The 12,008-nt window shown below is 72.3% G+C and carries 11 protein-coding genes; 7 read left to right on the top strand and 4 right to left on the bottom strand.

What is annotated here, in order from left to right; translation table 11 throughout:
• Positions 1–40: 40 nt before the first annotated feature.
• Positions 41–2,275: a transglycosylase domain-containing protein gene (locus tag ACZ407_RS17935; protein WP_468129145.1), complete on the bottom strand. Its 2,235-nt coding sequence runs from the start codon at positions 2,273–2,275 to the stop codon at positions 41–43.
• Positions 2,276–2,516: 241 nt separating this feature from the next.
• Here ACZ407_RS17935 and ACZ407_RS17930 point away from each other — a divergent pair, with 241 nt between their 5' ends.
• From ACZ407_RS17930 to ACZ407_RS17910, 5 genes are all read left to right on the top strand, one after another.
• The gene (locus ACZ407_RS17930) at positions 2,517–3,479 is read left to right on the top strand and encodes an SPFH domain-containing protein (RefSeq protein WP_468129143.1); all 963 of its coding nucleotides are present in this window, start codon (positions 2,517–2,519) and stop codon (positions 3,477–3,479) included.
• Positions 3,476–3,697, top strand: coding sequence for a type II toxin-antitoxin system antitoxin (locus ACZ407_RS17925; protein ID WP_468129141.1), 222 nt, complete (start codon positions 3,476–3,478; stop codon positions 3,695–3,697). Before ACZ407_RS17930 ends, ACZ407_RS17925 begins: the two co-directional genes overlap by 4 nt.
• Before the next feature lie 888 nt (positions 3,698–4,585).
• Positions 4,586–5,110, top strand: coding sequence for a PadR family transcriptional regulator (locus ACZ407_RS17920; protein WP_468129139.1), 525 nt, complete (start codon positions 4,586–4,588; stop codon positions 5,108–5,110).
• Positions 5,107–5,805 carry an ABC transporter ATP-binding protein gene (locus ACZ407_RS17915; protein ID WP_468129137.1) on the top strand — a complete coding sequence of 233 codons (699 nt, stop codon included), beginning with the start codon at positions 5,107–5,109 and terminating at the stop codon, positions 5,803–5,805. The genes ACZ407_RS17920 and ACZ407_RS17915 overlap by 4 nt, the downstream gene beginning before the upstream one ends.
• Entirely contained in the window at positions 5,802–8,150 is a 2,349-nt protein-coding gene (locus ACZ407_RS17910; RefSeq protein ID WP_468129135.1) for an ABC transporter permease, read from the top strand. The genes ACZ407_RS17915 and ACZ407_RS17910 overlap by 4 nt, the downstream gene beginning before the upstream one ends.
• Before the next feature lie 36 nt (positions 8,151–8,186).
• On the opposite strand, the gene ACZ407_RS17905 is transcribed toward ACZ407_RS17910, so the two are convergent.
• Positions 8,187–9,164: a LysR substrate-binding domain-containing protein gene (locus tag ACZ407_RS17905; RefSeq protein WP_468129133.1), complete on the bottom strand. Its 978-nt coding sequence runs from the start codon at positions 9,162–9,164 to the stop codon at positions 8,187–8,189.
• A 114-nt stretch (positions 9,165–9,278) separates the two neighbouring features.
• Here ACZ407_RS17905 and ACZ407_RS17900 point away from each other — a divergent pair, with 114 nt between their 5' ends.
• The gene (locus ACZ407_RS17900; RefSeq protein ID WP_468129131.1) at positions 9,279–9,833 is read left to right on the top strand and encodes a peroxiredoxin; all 555 of its coding nucleotides are present in this window, start codon (positions 9,279–9,281) and stop codon (positions 9,831–9,833) included.
• 3 nt (positions 9,834–9,836) lie between these two features.
• A complete protein-coding gene (locus ACZ407_RS17895) occupies positions 9,837–10,370 on the top strand; it encodes an alkyl hydroperoxide reductase (protein ID WP_468129129.1) in 534 nt (177 codons plus the stop codon).
• Positions 10,371–10,495: 125 nt separating this feature from the next.
• Here the strand turns inward: ACZ407_RS17895 and ACZ407_RS17890 are convergent, their stop codons facing one another.
• Both ACZ407_RS17890 and ACZ407_RS17885 read right to left on the bottom strand, forming a co-directional pair.
• Complete coding sequence (locus ACZ407_RS17890) at positions 10,496–11,263, bottom strand: hypothetical protein (RefSeq protein WP_468129127.1); 768 nt, start codon at positions 11,261–11,263, stop codon at positions 10,496–10,498.
• A gap of 24 nt (positions 11,264–11,287) precedes the next feature.
• Positions 11,288–11,971, bottom strand: a complete 684-nt coding sequence (locus ACZ407_RS17885; RefSeq protein WP_468129125.1) for a hypothetical protein — start codon at positions 11,969–11,971, stop codon at positions 11,288–11,290.
• Positions 11,972–12,008: the final 37 nt, after the last annotated feature.

Here is a 12,008-nt window from a genome sequence, read left to right as displayed (position 1 = left end):
CCTCCTGCCGTCCCACGGACGGCGACGGGGTCCGGGCGGACTACTGCTCGGCCCGGTCCCCGTCCGGCTGCTCCGGATCCGTCGACGGGGAGACCGTCGGGGTCGGCGTCGGCGGCTTGGGCTTCTTCGTGGTCCGCGAGGGCGTCGGATCCGGGGCCTCGGAGCTGCGGGAGGCGCTCGGCGTCGGCTTCGGGCTGCGGGACCGGCTCGGGGTCGCCGACGGGGACTCCGGGCTCGCCGAGCGGCTCGGGGTCCGGCTGGGCGTGTCCGCCGGGTCCGGTGCACCCATGTCGGCGTCGTCCAGGTCGAACTTCCCGGTGTCCGCGCCGTCGAGGGCGGCCAGGGTGTACGCCCGCCAGATCTCGGCGGGGAAGGAGGAGCCGCCCGCGCGGCCGCCGCCGGCGGTGCCGGTCAGGGTGACCTGCTTGCCCGTGCCGGGCTCCTCGCCGAACATCGCGACCACGGTGACCAGCTCGGGCGTGTACCCCGTGAACCAGGCGGCGACGTTGGACTCGGTGGTGCCGGTCTTGCCGGCGGCCTCGTAGGCGCTGCTGCGGACCTTCTTGCCGGAGCCGTCCTCGACCACGCCGGTGAGCACCTTGGTGACGGTGTCGGCGGTCTCGCGGCTGATGGCCTGTCCGCCGACCGGCTCCAGCGGGTTGTACGTACGGTTCGCGTGGGTGGCGGACTCGACGATCGAGGGCCGGACCCGCTTGCCGTGGTGGTCGAGGGTGGCGTAGACGGCCGCCATCTCCACGGTGTTGGCGCTCATCGTGCCGAGCGCGGTGGCGGGCCGGTCGTCGGGCCAGCCCGGCCGGTCCTTCATGCCGAGCTCCAGGGCGGTCTTCTTGGCCGCCTGGGGGGTGACGTCCACGATCATCTGCGCGTAGACGGAGTTCACCGAGGAGTTGGTGGCCTTCTGGACGGTGATCGGGCCGTAGTCCTGCTGGTCCTGGTTCTCCGGGGAGAAGGGGGTGTCGCTGCCCTCCACCGGGCGGCCGCTGGTGCCGTCGTAGATGGTGCGCGGGGTGATCTTGCGGCCGTCCTGGGTCTCGGCGTCGTTCTCCAGGGCGGAGGCGAGCACCACCGGCTTGTACGTGGAGCCCGGCTGGAAGTCGGTGCGCAGCGCGTTGCTGGCCCACTTGTCCTTCATGCCGGTGCCGCCGTACATGGCGACGATGCGGCCGGTCTTCGGGTCCACGGAGGTGGCGCCGGCCTGGACCGCGGCGTCGGTCTTGCGGCCCTTGCGGTCGAGCTTGGACTCCAGCTCGTCCGCGACGGCCTTCTCCAGGTCCGCCTGCTTCTTCTTGTCGATGCTGAGCTTGATGGTCCAGCCGCCGGCGTTGAGCTGGGCCTCGGAGACGCCCTGCTCGCGCAGTTCGGCCTCGGCGGCCTGGACCAGGTAGCCCTTCTGGCCCTCGCGGCCGGGGGCCGGCTTGGGCGCGATGGGCTTCTGGAACTTCACCTGGGCCCGCTTGGCGGGGGTGAGGGCGCCGATCTCGACCATGTTGTTGAGGGCCTTGTCGAAGCGCCCCAGGACGAGCTGCTTGGAGACGGGGCCGGCGACGGCCCAGTCGTAGGTGCTGGGGGCCTGGAGGAGGGCGGCGAGGTAGGCGCCCTGGGCCAGGGTCAGCTTCTCGGCGTCCACGCCGTAGTACGCCTGGGCGGCGGCCTGGATGCCGTACGCGTTGCGGCCGAAGTAGCTGGTGTTGAGGTAGCCCGCGAGGATCTCGGGCTTCTTCATGTCCTGGTCGACCTTGAGGGAGATCACCAGCTCCTTGAGCTTGCGGGTGACCGTCTGGTCCTGGGTCAGGTAGTAGTTCTTGACGTACTGCTGGGTGATCGTGGAACCACCCTGCTTGCCGCGGCCGCTGAGGGTGTTGAAGATGCCGCGGGCGACACCCTTCACGTCCACGCCGTTGTCGTCGTAGAAGGTCTTGTTCTCCAGGGCCACGAAGGCGTTCTGGACGTCGGCGGGGATCTTGTCGATCGGCAGGATGACCCGGTTGACCTCACCGGTGCGGGTCATGACCGATCCGTCGGACCACTCGTAGACGTTGCTCTGCAGCTTGGCCTGCTCGTTGCCCTTCGGCGTGTCCACGTAGAAGTAGAGGCCGATCAGCGCGGCCATCCCGAGCAGGATCGCGCCGAGGAAGGTGCCGAGGATCTTCTTCCAGGTGAAGAACCGGCGTATGCCCGCCGGCTTGTTCTTGCGGGCGCGCGGCGCCCGCCGCGACCCGCGCTTCTGAGCGCGTCGCGCTTCTGCTCGGCCCATCGCTCCCACTGCTCCGCTCGTGTACCCCCCGACGTCAGCTCAGAAAACTAACACCGCGGGAAAGGACAAAGGTCGGCCAATCCGGTCTTTTCCGGACGTGAGAATGAGCACCCACCCCCGTGGAACCGACGCATCATCTCCCAGGAGGGTTGCCCCGCGCCAAAAAACTGATATCACTTTGCTAGGCAAACGGCGGCGAGCAGCGCCCGCCGGGCCGACCGACGGAAGCGGGGGACGGACGATGGACGGCAGCACGGCCGCGGCGACGGCGCGGGAATCGGGCTCGGGCTCGGGATCGGGGCCGGTGGAGGACCGCGAGGAGCGGGTACGGGAGTTCCCCGCGCACAGCGTCGGCGGGGGCCTGGCCCTGCTGTGCGGGCTGCTGGGCCTGATCGCGGGCGGCGGGCTGGTGGCGGCGGGCGCGGTCGCGGCCGCCACGGCCCTGAAGGCCGCCCTGATCCCGCTCGGGGTGCTCGTCTTCATCGGCTCCTTCCTCATGATGTGCGGGCTGAACACGGTGGCTCCGGGCGAGGCCCGGGTGGTCCAGCTCTTCGGCCGCTACCGCGGCACCATCCGCACCGACGGCCTGCGCTGGGTGAACCCGCTGACCTCGCGGGAGAAGATCTCCACCCGGGTCCGCAACCACGAGACCGCCGTCCTGAAGGTCAACGACGCCTACGGCAACCCGATCGAGCTGGCCGCGGTCGTGGTGTGGAAGGTCGAGGACACCGCCCTGGCCACCTTCGAGGTGGACGACTTCACCGAGTTCGTGGAGACCCAGACCGAGGCGGCCGTCCGGCAGATCGCGATCGAGTACCCGTACGACTCCCACGACGAGGCCGGGCTGTCGCTGCGCCAGAACGCCGAGGAGATCACCGAGAAGCTCGCCGCCGAACTCCACGAGCGGGTGGAGGCGGCCGGGGTCCGGATCATCGAGTCCCGCTTCACGCACCTCGCGTACGCTCCGGAGATCGCCTCGGCGATGCTCCAGCGGCAGCAGGCGGGGGCGGTCGTGGCGGCGCGCCGCGAGATCGTCGACGGGGCGGTCGGGATGGTGGAACTGGCGCTCTCGCGCCTGGCGGAGGAGGACATCGTGGACCTGGACCCGGAGCGGAAGGCCGCCATGGTCTCCAACCTGATGGTGGTCCTGTGCAGTGACCGGGCGGCGCAGCCGGTCGTCAACACGGGCACGCTGTACCAGTGAGCTCCGCGGGGAAGGGGAGCGAGCGGAAGCAGGTGCTGCTGCGGCTGGATCCGCGGGTGCACGAGGCGTTGGCGCGGTGGGCGGCGGATGAGCTGCGCTCGGCGAACGCGCAGATCGAGTTCCTCCTGCGGCGGGCCCTCTCCGACGCGGGCCGCCTGCCCGCGGACCCGCCGCCCATCCCCTCACGGGGCCGCCCCCGCAAACCACCGACCCCCTGACCGGCCCTCCGCCGCGGACCCGCGCGCGTCGATCGCCGGCGGGGCTGACGGATTCGGGGCTCCGCCCCGGACCCCTGCGCCTCAATCGCCGGCGGGGCTCGATTTCCCGGGCCGCGTCCCCGAACCCGCACCCGTCCGCGGCAGGCCCCCCGGGGCTCCGCCCCGGACCCCGGTCCTCAAACGCCGGACGGGCTGCATTTTGCCCCCGAGCCGGCACGAAACCTGCGGCTCGGCTCAGCAACCCGAACGCTGCACCCCAAAATCCAGCCCCACCGGCGCTGGAGCCACGCACCCCGGAACCCTCCAGCCTCGCCCGCGCTTAAGGCGCACATCCCGGAACCCTCCGGCCTCGCCCGCGCTTAAGGCGCGCATCCCGGAACCCTCCAGCCCCGCCGGCGTTTGAGGCGCGCACCCCGGAACCCTCCAGCCCCGCCGGCGTTTGAGGCGCGCACCCCGGAACCCTCCAGCCCCACCCGCGCTTGAGGCACGCACCCCGGAACCCTCCAGCCCCACCCGCGCTTGAGGCGCGCACCCCGGAAACCTCCAGCCTCGCCGGCGTTTGAGGCGCGGGGGTCCGGGGGCGGAGCCCCCGAGGCAGTTCCAGCCCCGCCGGCGATTGAGGCGCGGGGTCCGGGGCGGAGCCCCGAATCTTTCAGCCGCACCCGCGATCGAGGCGCAGGGGCCCCCGGACCGGAGCCCCCGAGGCAGTTCCAGCCCCGCCGGCGATTGAGGCGCGGGGTCCGGGGCAGAGCCCCGAATCCTCCAGCCCCGCCGGCGCTTGAGGCGCAGGGGTCCGAGGGCGGAATCCCCGGGGCCAGGGGTGGGGTGTGGGGCGGTATACGCCCCGGGTATACACCGGAGGTATACACCGGGTGTAGAGTCGGCGGCATGTCCATCGGTCACACTCTCCTGGCCCTGCTGGAATCCGGCCCCCGCCACGGCTACGACCTCAAACGCACCTTCGACGAGAAGTTCGGCCACGACCGCCCCCTCGCCTACGGGCAGGTCTACTCGACCATGTCCCGCCTCCTCAAGAACGGCCTCGTCGAGGTCGACGGCATAGAGAGCGGCGGCGGCCCCGACCGCAAGCGGTACGCGATCACCGACGCCGGCATCACCGACGTCGAGTCCTGGCTGGCCCAGCCGGAGAAGCCGGAGCCGTACCTCCAGTCGACCCTCTACACGAAGGTCGTCCTCGCGCTGCTCACCGGCCGCAGCGCCCAGGACCTGCTCGACACCCAGCGCTCCGAGCACCTGCGCCTCATGCGCATCCTGACCACCCGCAAGCGCAAGGGCGACCTCGCCGACCAGCTCGTCTGCGACCACGCCCTGTTCCATCTCGAAGCGGATCTGCGGTGGCTGGAACTCACCGCCGCCCGCCTCGACCAGCTCGCCCAGGAGGTACGCCGATGACGGCCCCCGCCGCTCCCGCCGGCTCCCTGCTCACCGCCACCGACCTCCGCAAGGCGTACGGGCCCACCAACGCCCTCGACGGGGCCGGGTTCTCCATCCACCCCGGCGAGGTCGTCGCCATCATGGGGCCCTCCGGCTCCGGCAAGTCCACCCTGCTCCACTGCCTGGCGGGGATCGTCACGCCCGACTCCGGCAGCATCACGTACGCCGGCCGCGAGCTGACCGGCATGTCCGACGCCGAGCGCAGCGCCCTGCGCCGCAGCGAGTTCGGCTTCGTCTTCCAGTTCGGCCAGCTCGTCCCCGAGCTGACCTGCGTGGAGAACGTGGCCCTCCCCCTGCGCCTGAGCGGTCTCAAGCGGAAGGCCGCCGAGCGCACCGCACTCGACTGGATGCGGAAGCTGGAGGTGGACGACCTCAAGGACAAGCGCCCCGGCGAGGTCTCCGGCGGCCAGGGCCAGCGCGTGGCCGTGGCCCGCTCCCTGGTCACCGGCCCCCGCGTGGTCTTCGCCGACGAGCCGACCGGCGCCCTCGACTCCCTCAACGGCGAGCGCGTGATGCAGCTGCTCACGGAGGCCGCCCGGTCCACCAACGCGGCCGTGGTCCTGGTCACCCACGAGACCCGCGTGGCCGCCTACTCCGACCGCGAGATCGTCGTACGGGACGGCCGCTCCCGCGACATGGAGCACGCCATATGAGCACCCCCGCCCCGAGCCGCCTGCGGACCTGGGCCCAGGACCTGCGCATGGGCGCGAAGTTCGCCGTCGGCGGCGGCCGCGAGGGCTGGACCCGCACCCTCCTCACCGGTGTCGGGGTGGGTCTGGGCGTCGCCCTGCTGCTGCTCACCACCGCCCTCCCCGGCGCCCTGGCCGCCAGGGACCAGCGCTCCGACGCCCGCAGCACCTGGACCGCCCCCACCGCCTCGCAGCCCGGCCGCAACACCCTGCTCTTCGCCGAGGTGCAGACCACCTTCGGCAACACGGACCTGTACGGCGGCCAGCTCCGCCCCGAGGGCCCGGACGCCCCGCTGCCGCCCGGCCTGAAGCGGTTCCCGGGACCCGGCGAACTCGCCGTCTCCCCCGCCCTGAAGGAGCTGCTCGCCTCCCCCGAGGGCAAGCTGCTGCGCGAGCGCCTCGACGGCAGGGTCACCCAGACCATCGGCGACGAGGGACTGCTCGGCCCCGGCGAGCTCGCCTTCTACATGGGCTCCGACACCCTGCGGGACGACAGCACCGTCAAGCGCATCACCGGCTTCTCGAACGACATCGAGCCCGAACGCCTCGATCCGGTGCTGACCCTGCTGCTGGTCACGGTCTTCGTGGCCCTGCTGATGCCCGTCGCCGTGTTCGTCGCCGCGGCCGTCCGCTTCGGCGGGGAGGCCCGCGACCGGCGGCTGGCCGCCCTGCGCCTGGTGGGCGCCGACGGCAGGATGACGCGCCGGATCGCGGCGGGCGAGGCCCTCGCCGGGTCGGTGGCGGGCCTCGCCCTGGGCACCGTGGTCTTCTTCGCCGTACGGCAGTTCGCGGACCACGTCACGCTCATGGACCGCAGCGTGTTCGCGGCCGACCTCACCCCGAGCCTCTGGCTGGCGGCCCTGGTCGCCGTCGCCGTGCCCGCGGCGGCCGCGGGGGTCACCCTGTTCGCGATGCGGGGCGTGGTCGTCGAACCGCTCGGCGTCGTGCGCACCTCGAAGCCCTCCCGCCGCCGGATCTGGTGGCGGCTACTGCTCCCGGTGGCCGGACTCGGCCTGCTGGCCCCGCTGATGGGCCGCGGCCGGGAGAGCGGGGACTTCAACCAGTACCAGGTCATCGGCGGGGTGGTGCTGCTGCTCGTCGGCATCACCGCGATCCTGCCCTGGCTGGTCGAGACGGTCGTGGCCCGGCTCTCCGGCGGCGGCGTCTCCTGGCAGCTCGCCGTACGGCGGCTCCAGATGAGCAGCGGCACCGCGGCGCGCCTGGTCAACGGCATCGCGGTGGCGGTGGCCGGGGCCATCGCCCTCCACATGCTGTTCGCGGGCGTCGAGGGCGACTACACCACGCGCACCGGCCAGGACCCGTCCCGCGCCGCGATGTCGGTGTGGGTCCGGGGCGGCCAGGACCCGGACACGAGCATCCTCACCCAGGTCGAGACCGTCGCCCGGAAGCTGCGGCAGACGCAGGGCGTCTCCCGGGTCACCCCGCTGAGCACGGTCACCGCCGCCTCGGCGAAGGACGCGGACCGGATGACGGAGCTGACCATCGCCACCTGCTCCTCCCTGCGGGAGATCGCGGACCTGCCCTCCTGCAAGGACGGCGACACCTTCCTCCTGCAGGGCGGGTACGACGACGCCAACGCGGCCGCGCTGGCGAAGCCGGGCGGCAGGCTGCTCGTCGGCGGCTCCGGCGACGAGGCCAGGCCGGTCGCCTGGCGCGTGCCGAAGGGCATCCGCGCCGTGGCCGCCCGGCCGGACCCGGCCGGCACCGAGCGCGCGGGCATCCTGGCCACCCCGGGGGCCGCCCCCAAGGGCCGGGGGGTCACCGGGTACTCCTCCGTGTACGTGCAGCTCGACCCGGCGGTGCCCGACGCCCTGGAGCGGGCCCGGACGACGGCCTTCCGGGCCGATCCGCTGGCGACGGCCATGACCCTGCGGACCACCGACCAGAGCCACCGCTTCGCGAGCATCCGGACCGGTCTCTACATCGGCGCGGTCCTGGTGCTCCTGCTGATCGGCGCGAGCATGCTGGTCTCGCAGCTGGAGCAGCTGCGCGAGCGCAAGAAGCTGCTGTCGGCCCTGGTGGCCTTCGGCACCCGGCGCAGCACGCTCAGCCTGTCGGTGTTCTGGCAGACGGCCCTGCCCATCGGCCTCGGCCTGGCCCTCGCCACCGCCACCGGCCTGGCGCTGGGCGCCGTCCTGATGCGCATGACGAACGTGCCGGTGACCGTGGACTGGGCCTCGGTGGCCTGGATGGCGGGCATCGGCGGGGCGGTCGTCCTGCTGGTGACCGCGCTCAGCATGCCGCCCCTGCTGCGCCTGATGCGCCCGGACGGCCTGCGCACCGAGTGATCCGGCCCGCCGCCGCTGCCGGTGCGGCCCGTGGGACTACTCCGCGGGCCACACCGGCAGCGGCCGTACGGCTTCCCGCAGGGCGGCGGCGAACTGGACGAACTCCTCCTGGCGGGCGGTGCCGGTGCGCATCGCGAGCGCGATCCGCCGGGCCGGTGCGGGCTCCTGGAACCAGCCCGTGGCCAGGTACTCGTTGCGGGTGGTCTCCAGCCGCAGTGCGGTGCGCGGCAGCAGAGTCACCCCGAGACCGCCGGCCACCAGCTGGACCAGGGTGGAGAGCCCGGCCGCGGTGGTGGTGACGGCCGCGCCCTCCGTGCGGCCTGCCTCCCGGCAGATGTCGAGGGCCTGGTCGCGCAGGCAGTGCCCCTCGTCGAGCAGCAGCAGGTGCAGGTCCCGCAGCGCCTCGCGGGGGATGTCCCGGCGTCCGGCGAGCGGGTGGTCCCGTGGCGCGACGAGCACGAAGTCCTCGTCGAAGAGCGGGAGTTCGGTGACCCCGGGGACCCCGAGCGGCACCGCGAGGAGCAGCAGGTCCAGCCGCCCGGCGGCCAGCCCGTCGAGCAGCGAGTGGGTCTGCTCCTCGTGCACCTGGAGCTCGAGGCGCGGGTAGCGCCGGTGGAACAGCGAGAGCACGGTCGGCAGCAGGTACGGGGCGACGGTGGGGATCACCCCCAGGCGCAGCACCCCGGTGAAGGGGGCGCGTACCGCCTCGGCCTCCTCCAGGAGCGAGCCCACCGCGTCGAGCACGGTCCGGGCCCGCGCGGCGATCTTCTCCCCGGCGGGCGACAGCAGCACCTTGCGGGTGGTCCGCTCCAGCAGCTGCACGCCGAGGGCCTCCTCCAGGGCGGAGACGGCTCCGGACAGCGCGGGCTGGCTCATGCCGATGGCGGCCGCGGCGTCCCGGAAGTGCAGGTGCTCGGCCACGGCCGCGAAGGCGCGGAGCTGCGCGAGGGTGGGTTGCTTCGCTCCCCTATTACCGACAGCCACTGATAGGTACCTCCGATCACGTCCTTCCATGCTAGCTATTTCTGTAATCAATCGAGCTGTGCCAGCATGTGAGACCAGTCCAACCCCCTCAGGAACCGCCAAATGCCCCAAAAGGGCGGCCGTTCCGTTCCGCAAGGAGTGCACGTGCTCACTGTCGGTGACAAGTTCCCCGCGTACGATCTGACCGCTTGCGTCTCGCTCGAGGCCGGCAAGGAGTTCGCTCAGATCGACCACAAGACCTACGAGGGCAAGTGGCGCGTGGTGTTCTTCTGGCCGAAGGACTTCACCTTCGTCTGCCCGACCGAGATCGCCGCCTTCGGCAAGCTGAACGACGAGTTCGCCGACCGCGACGCGCAGATCCTGGGCGTCTCCGGCGACTCCGAGTTCGTGCACCACGCCTGGCGCAAGGACCACGCCGACCTGCGCGACCTGCCCTTCCCGATGCTGGCCGACTCGAAGCACGAGCTCATGCAGGCCTGTGGCGTGCAGGGCGAGGACGGCTTCGCGCAGCGCGCCGTCTTCATCGTCGACCAGAACAACGAGATCCAGTTCACGATGGTGACCGCCGGTTCCGTGGGCCGTAACCCCAAGGAGGTCCTGCGGGTCCTCGACGCCCTGCAGACCGACGAGCTGTGCCCCTGCAACTGGAACAAGGGCGAGAGCACCCTGGACGCGGGCGCCCTGCTGGCCGGTGAGTGACCCATGGCCCTCGACCAGCTGAAGGCCGCCATACCGGACTTCGCCAAGGACCTGAAGCTCAACCTCGGCTCGGTCATCGGCAACAGCGACCTGCCGCAGCAGCAGCTGTGGGGCACCGTCCTGGCGTGCGCGATCGCCTCGCGCTCCCCGAAGGTGCTGCGTGAGCTGGAGCCGGAGGCGAAGGTGAACCTCTCCCCCGAGGCGTACACCGCCGCCAAGTCCGCCGCCGCGATCATGGCGATGAACAACGTCTTCTACCGCACCCGCCACCTGCTCTCCGACCCGGAGTACGGCACCATGCGGGCCGGTCTGCGGATGAACGTCATCGGCAACCCGGGCGTGGAGAAGATCGACTTCGAGCTGTGGTCCCTCGCGGTCTCCGCGATCAACGGCTGCGGCCAGTGCCTCGACTCGCACGAGCAGGTGCTCCGCAAGGCCGGCGTGGACCGCGAGACCGTCCAGGAAGCCGTCAAGATCGCCTCGGTGATCCAGGCCGTGGGCGTGACCCTCGACGCGGAGGCCGTGCTCGCCGAGTAGGCGGCCCGCCCTCGCACGAGAGCAGTCCCGTAGGCGCAGTCCGTACGAGGTTTCCGTACGAGCAGGGCCCCCGGCGCACGTCGTGTGCGCCGGGGGCTCCTGCGTTCCCGGGCGGGCGCCGGCCGTCACTTCTCCAGCGTGGTGATCAGCGTCCGCATGTCCTGGATCATCGCGGCGTGCACCGCCGTGTCCTCGGCCCTGTCCTCCGGCTCGGGCTCCGTCGGCCCGTCCCCGGTCCCCGAGTAGGCCCAGCCCTGCGTGGCCGACACGGTGAACACCGCACCCCCGTCCACCACCCGCAGCTGCGGCCCTTCGAGGAAGTCCGCGGTGGCCAGCACCGCCTGCTCCCCCAGCCCCGGCACCCGCTCCCGCTTCACGTCCCCCTCGCCGGTCTGCCAGCGCGAGTGGTCGAGGTCGGCGTCGAACTCCGGCCCGGGGTCGGTCTCGTGATGCAGGGCGAGCGTGAAGGTCACCTCGTTGACCCGCGTCCAGCCGTTCACCGGCTGCCCGTTCCGGTCCGTCTTCGGCATCTCCTCGGCGCGCAGCACGCAGCTGAACCAGTCCACCGCCGGGTGCTCGGACTCCGCGCGGGTGGTCGATCCGCGCAGGTTCCCCAGCACCTTGCTCAGCGCCCGGGCGCGTACCTCGTCGCAGAGGCTGGCGGGCTTGCGGTAGCGCAGCACCGGGGAGTCGTCCCGGCCGCCCACCGCGTACAGGGCCCCGCCCCAGGCCGCCGAGGCCGCGAGGGCGCCGGCGAGGGTCCAGACCCAGGCCCGGCGCGGGCCGCGCGGGCCGCCGGGGCCGCGCCGGGCCACCTCCTCCACCAGGTCCGGCTGTTCGCGGCGCCGCTCCGGCGGCTGGTACGGACTGTCGAGCTCAGGCTCGGTGATCACCCGCTGTTCCCCCGTTCATCGTTCTCACTTCTCCAGCGCGGCCGCGGTCATCAGCGCGCGCATGTCTGCGATCAGGGCCGCGAGCACGGCACCGGAGTCCATCTCGGGGAGCTCCGGGGGCTCGGCCCCGTCCTTGGGCTCGCCGGTGTAGTCCTGGAACACCTGCACCGAGAGGCTGAAGACCACCCCGCCGTCCAGCACCCGCAGCTTCCAGCTGTCGGCGGCCTCGTCCTGGATGAGCAGGGCCCGTTCCCCCAGGCCCGGCACCTCCTGCGGCTCGGCGCTGTGGGAGGCCCACGCCTGGCCGCCGCGGCTCTCGGACTCGAACTCGGTCTCCGGATCCACCTTCTTGTGCCGGGTCAGGTCCAGCATGATCCAGTGCCGGCGGGTGAATCCGGGGTTTTCCCGGGTCTCCGTCCCGCCGTTCGACTCCTGGGCGCAGGTGCTGCGGTCGTACACCTCGTCGCGCTGCCGGAAGCCGTCCCCCTGTGCCAACGATTCCCCCAGCAGCCGGGTCAGGGCCGCCCCTTTGAACAGGTCGCACAGCTTGTCGCCGGCCTGGTAGCGGATCTCCGGCCCCGGCTCGGGGGCCGTGGCGTACGCGAGCACGCCCGCCCAGACCGCCGAGGCGAGCAGGATCCCGCCGAGGGCCCAGGCCCAGGGCCGGCGCCGGCCCCCGTGCCGGACCCCGTCCGGTTCCTCGTCCATGTGTGCCGCGCCGCTCCCCGGCGGCGCGGGCTCGTAC

The organism is Streptomyces sp. NPDC030809 (genome assembly GCF_055572195.1).
This window is presented reverse-complemented; position numbering and strand designations above follow the sequence as displayed.

Coding starts and splice junctions, on each gene's coding strand:
- ACZ407_RS17935 (WP_468129145.1), bottom strand. CDS start 2,275: ATGGGCCGAGCAGAAGCGCGACGCGCTCAGAAGCGCGGGTCGCGGCGG.
- ACZ407_RS17930 (WP_468129143.1), top strand. CDS start 2,517: ATGGACGGCAGCACGGCCGCGGCGACGGCGCGGGAATCGGGCTCGGGC.
- ACZ407_RS17920 (WP_468129139.1), top strand. CDS start 4,586: ATGTCCATCGGTCACACTCTCCTGGCCCTGCTGGAATCCGGCCCCCGC.
- ACZ407_RS17915 (WP_468129137.1), top strand. CDS start 5,107: ATGACGGCCCCCGCCGCTCCCGCCGGCTCCCTGCTCACCGCCACCGAC.
- ACZ407_RS17910 (WP_468129135.1), top strand. CDS start 5,802: ATGAGCACCCCCGCCCCGAGCCGCCTGCGGACCTGGGCCCAGGACCTG.
- ACZ407_RS17905 (WP_468129133.1), bottom strand. CDS start 9,164: ATGGAAGGACGTGATCGGAGGTACCTATCAGTGGCTGTCGGTAATAGG.
- ACZ407_RS17895 (WP_468129129.1), top strand. CDS start 9,837: ATGGCCCTCGACCAGCTGAAGGCCGCCATACCGGACTTCGCCAAGGAC.
- ACZ407_RS17885 (WP_468129125.1), bottom strand. CDS start 11,971: ATGGACGAGGAACCGGACGGGGTCCGGCACGGGGGCCGGCGCCGGCCC.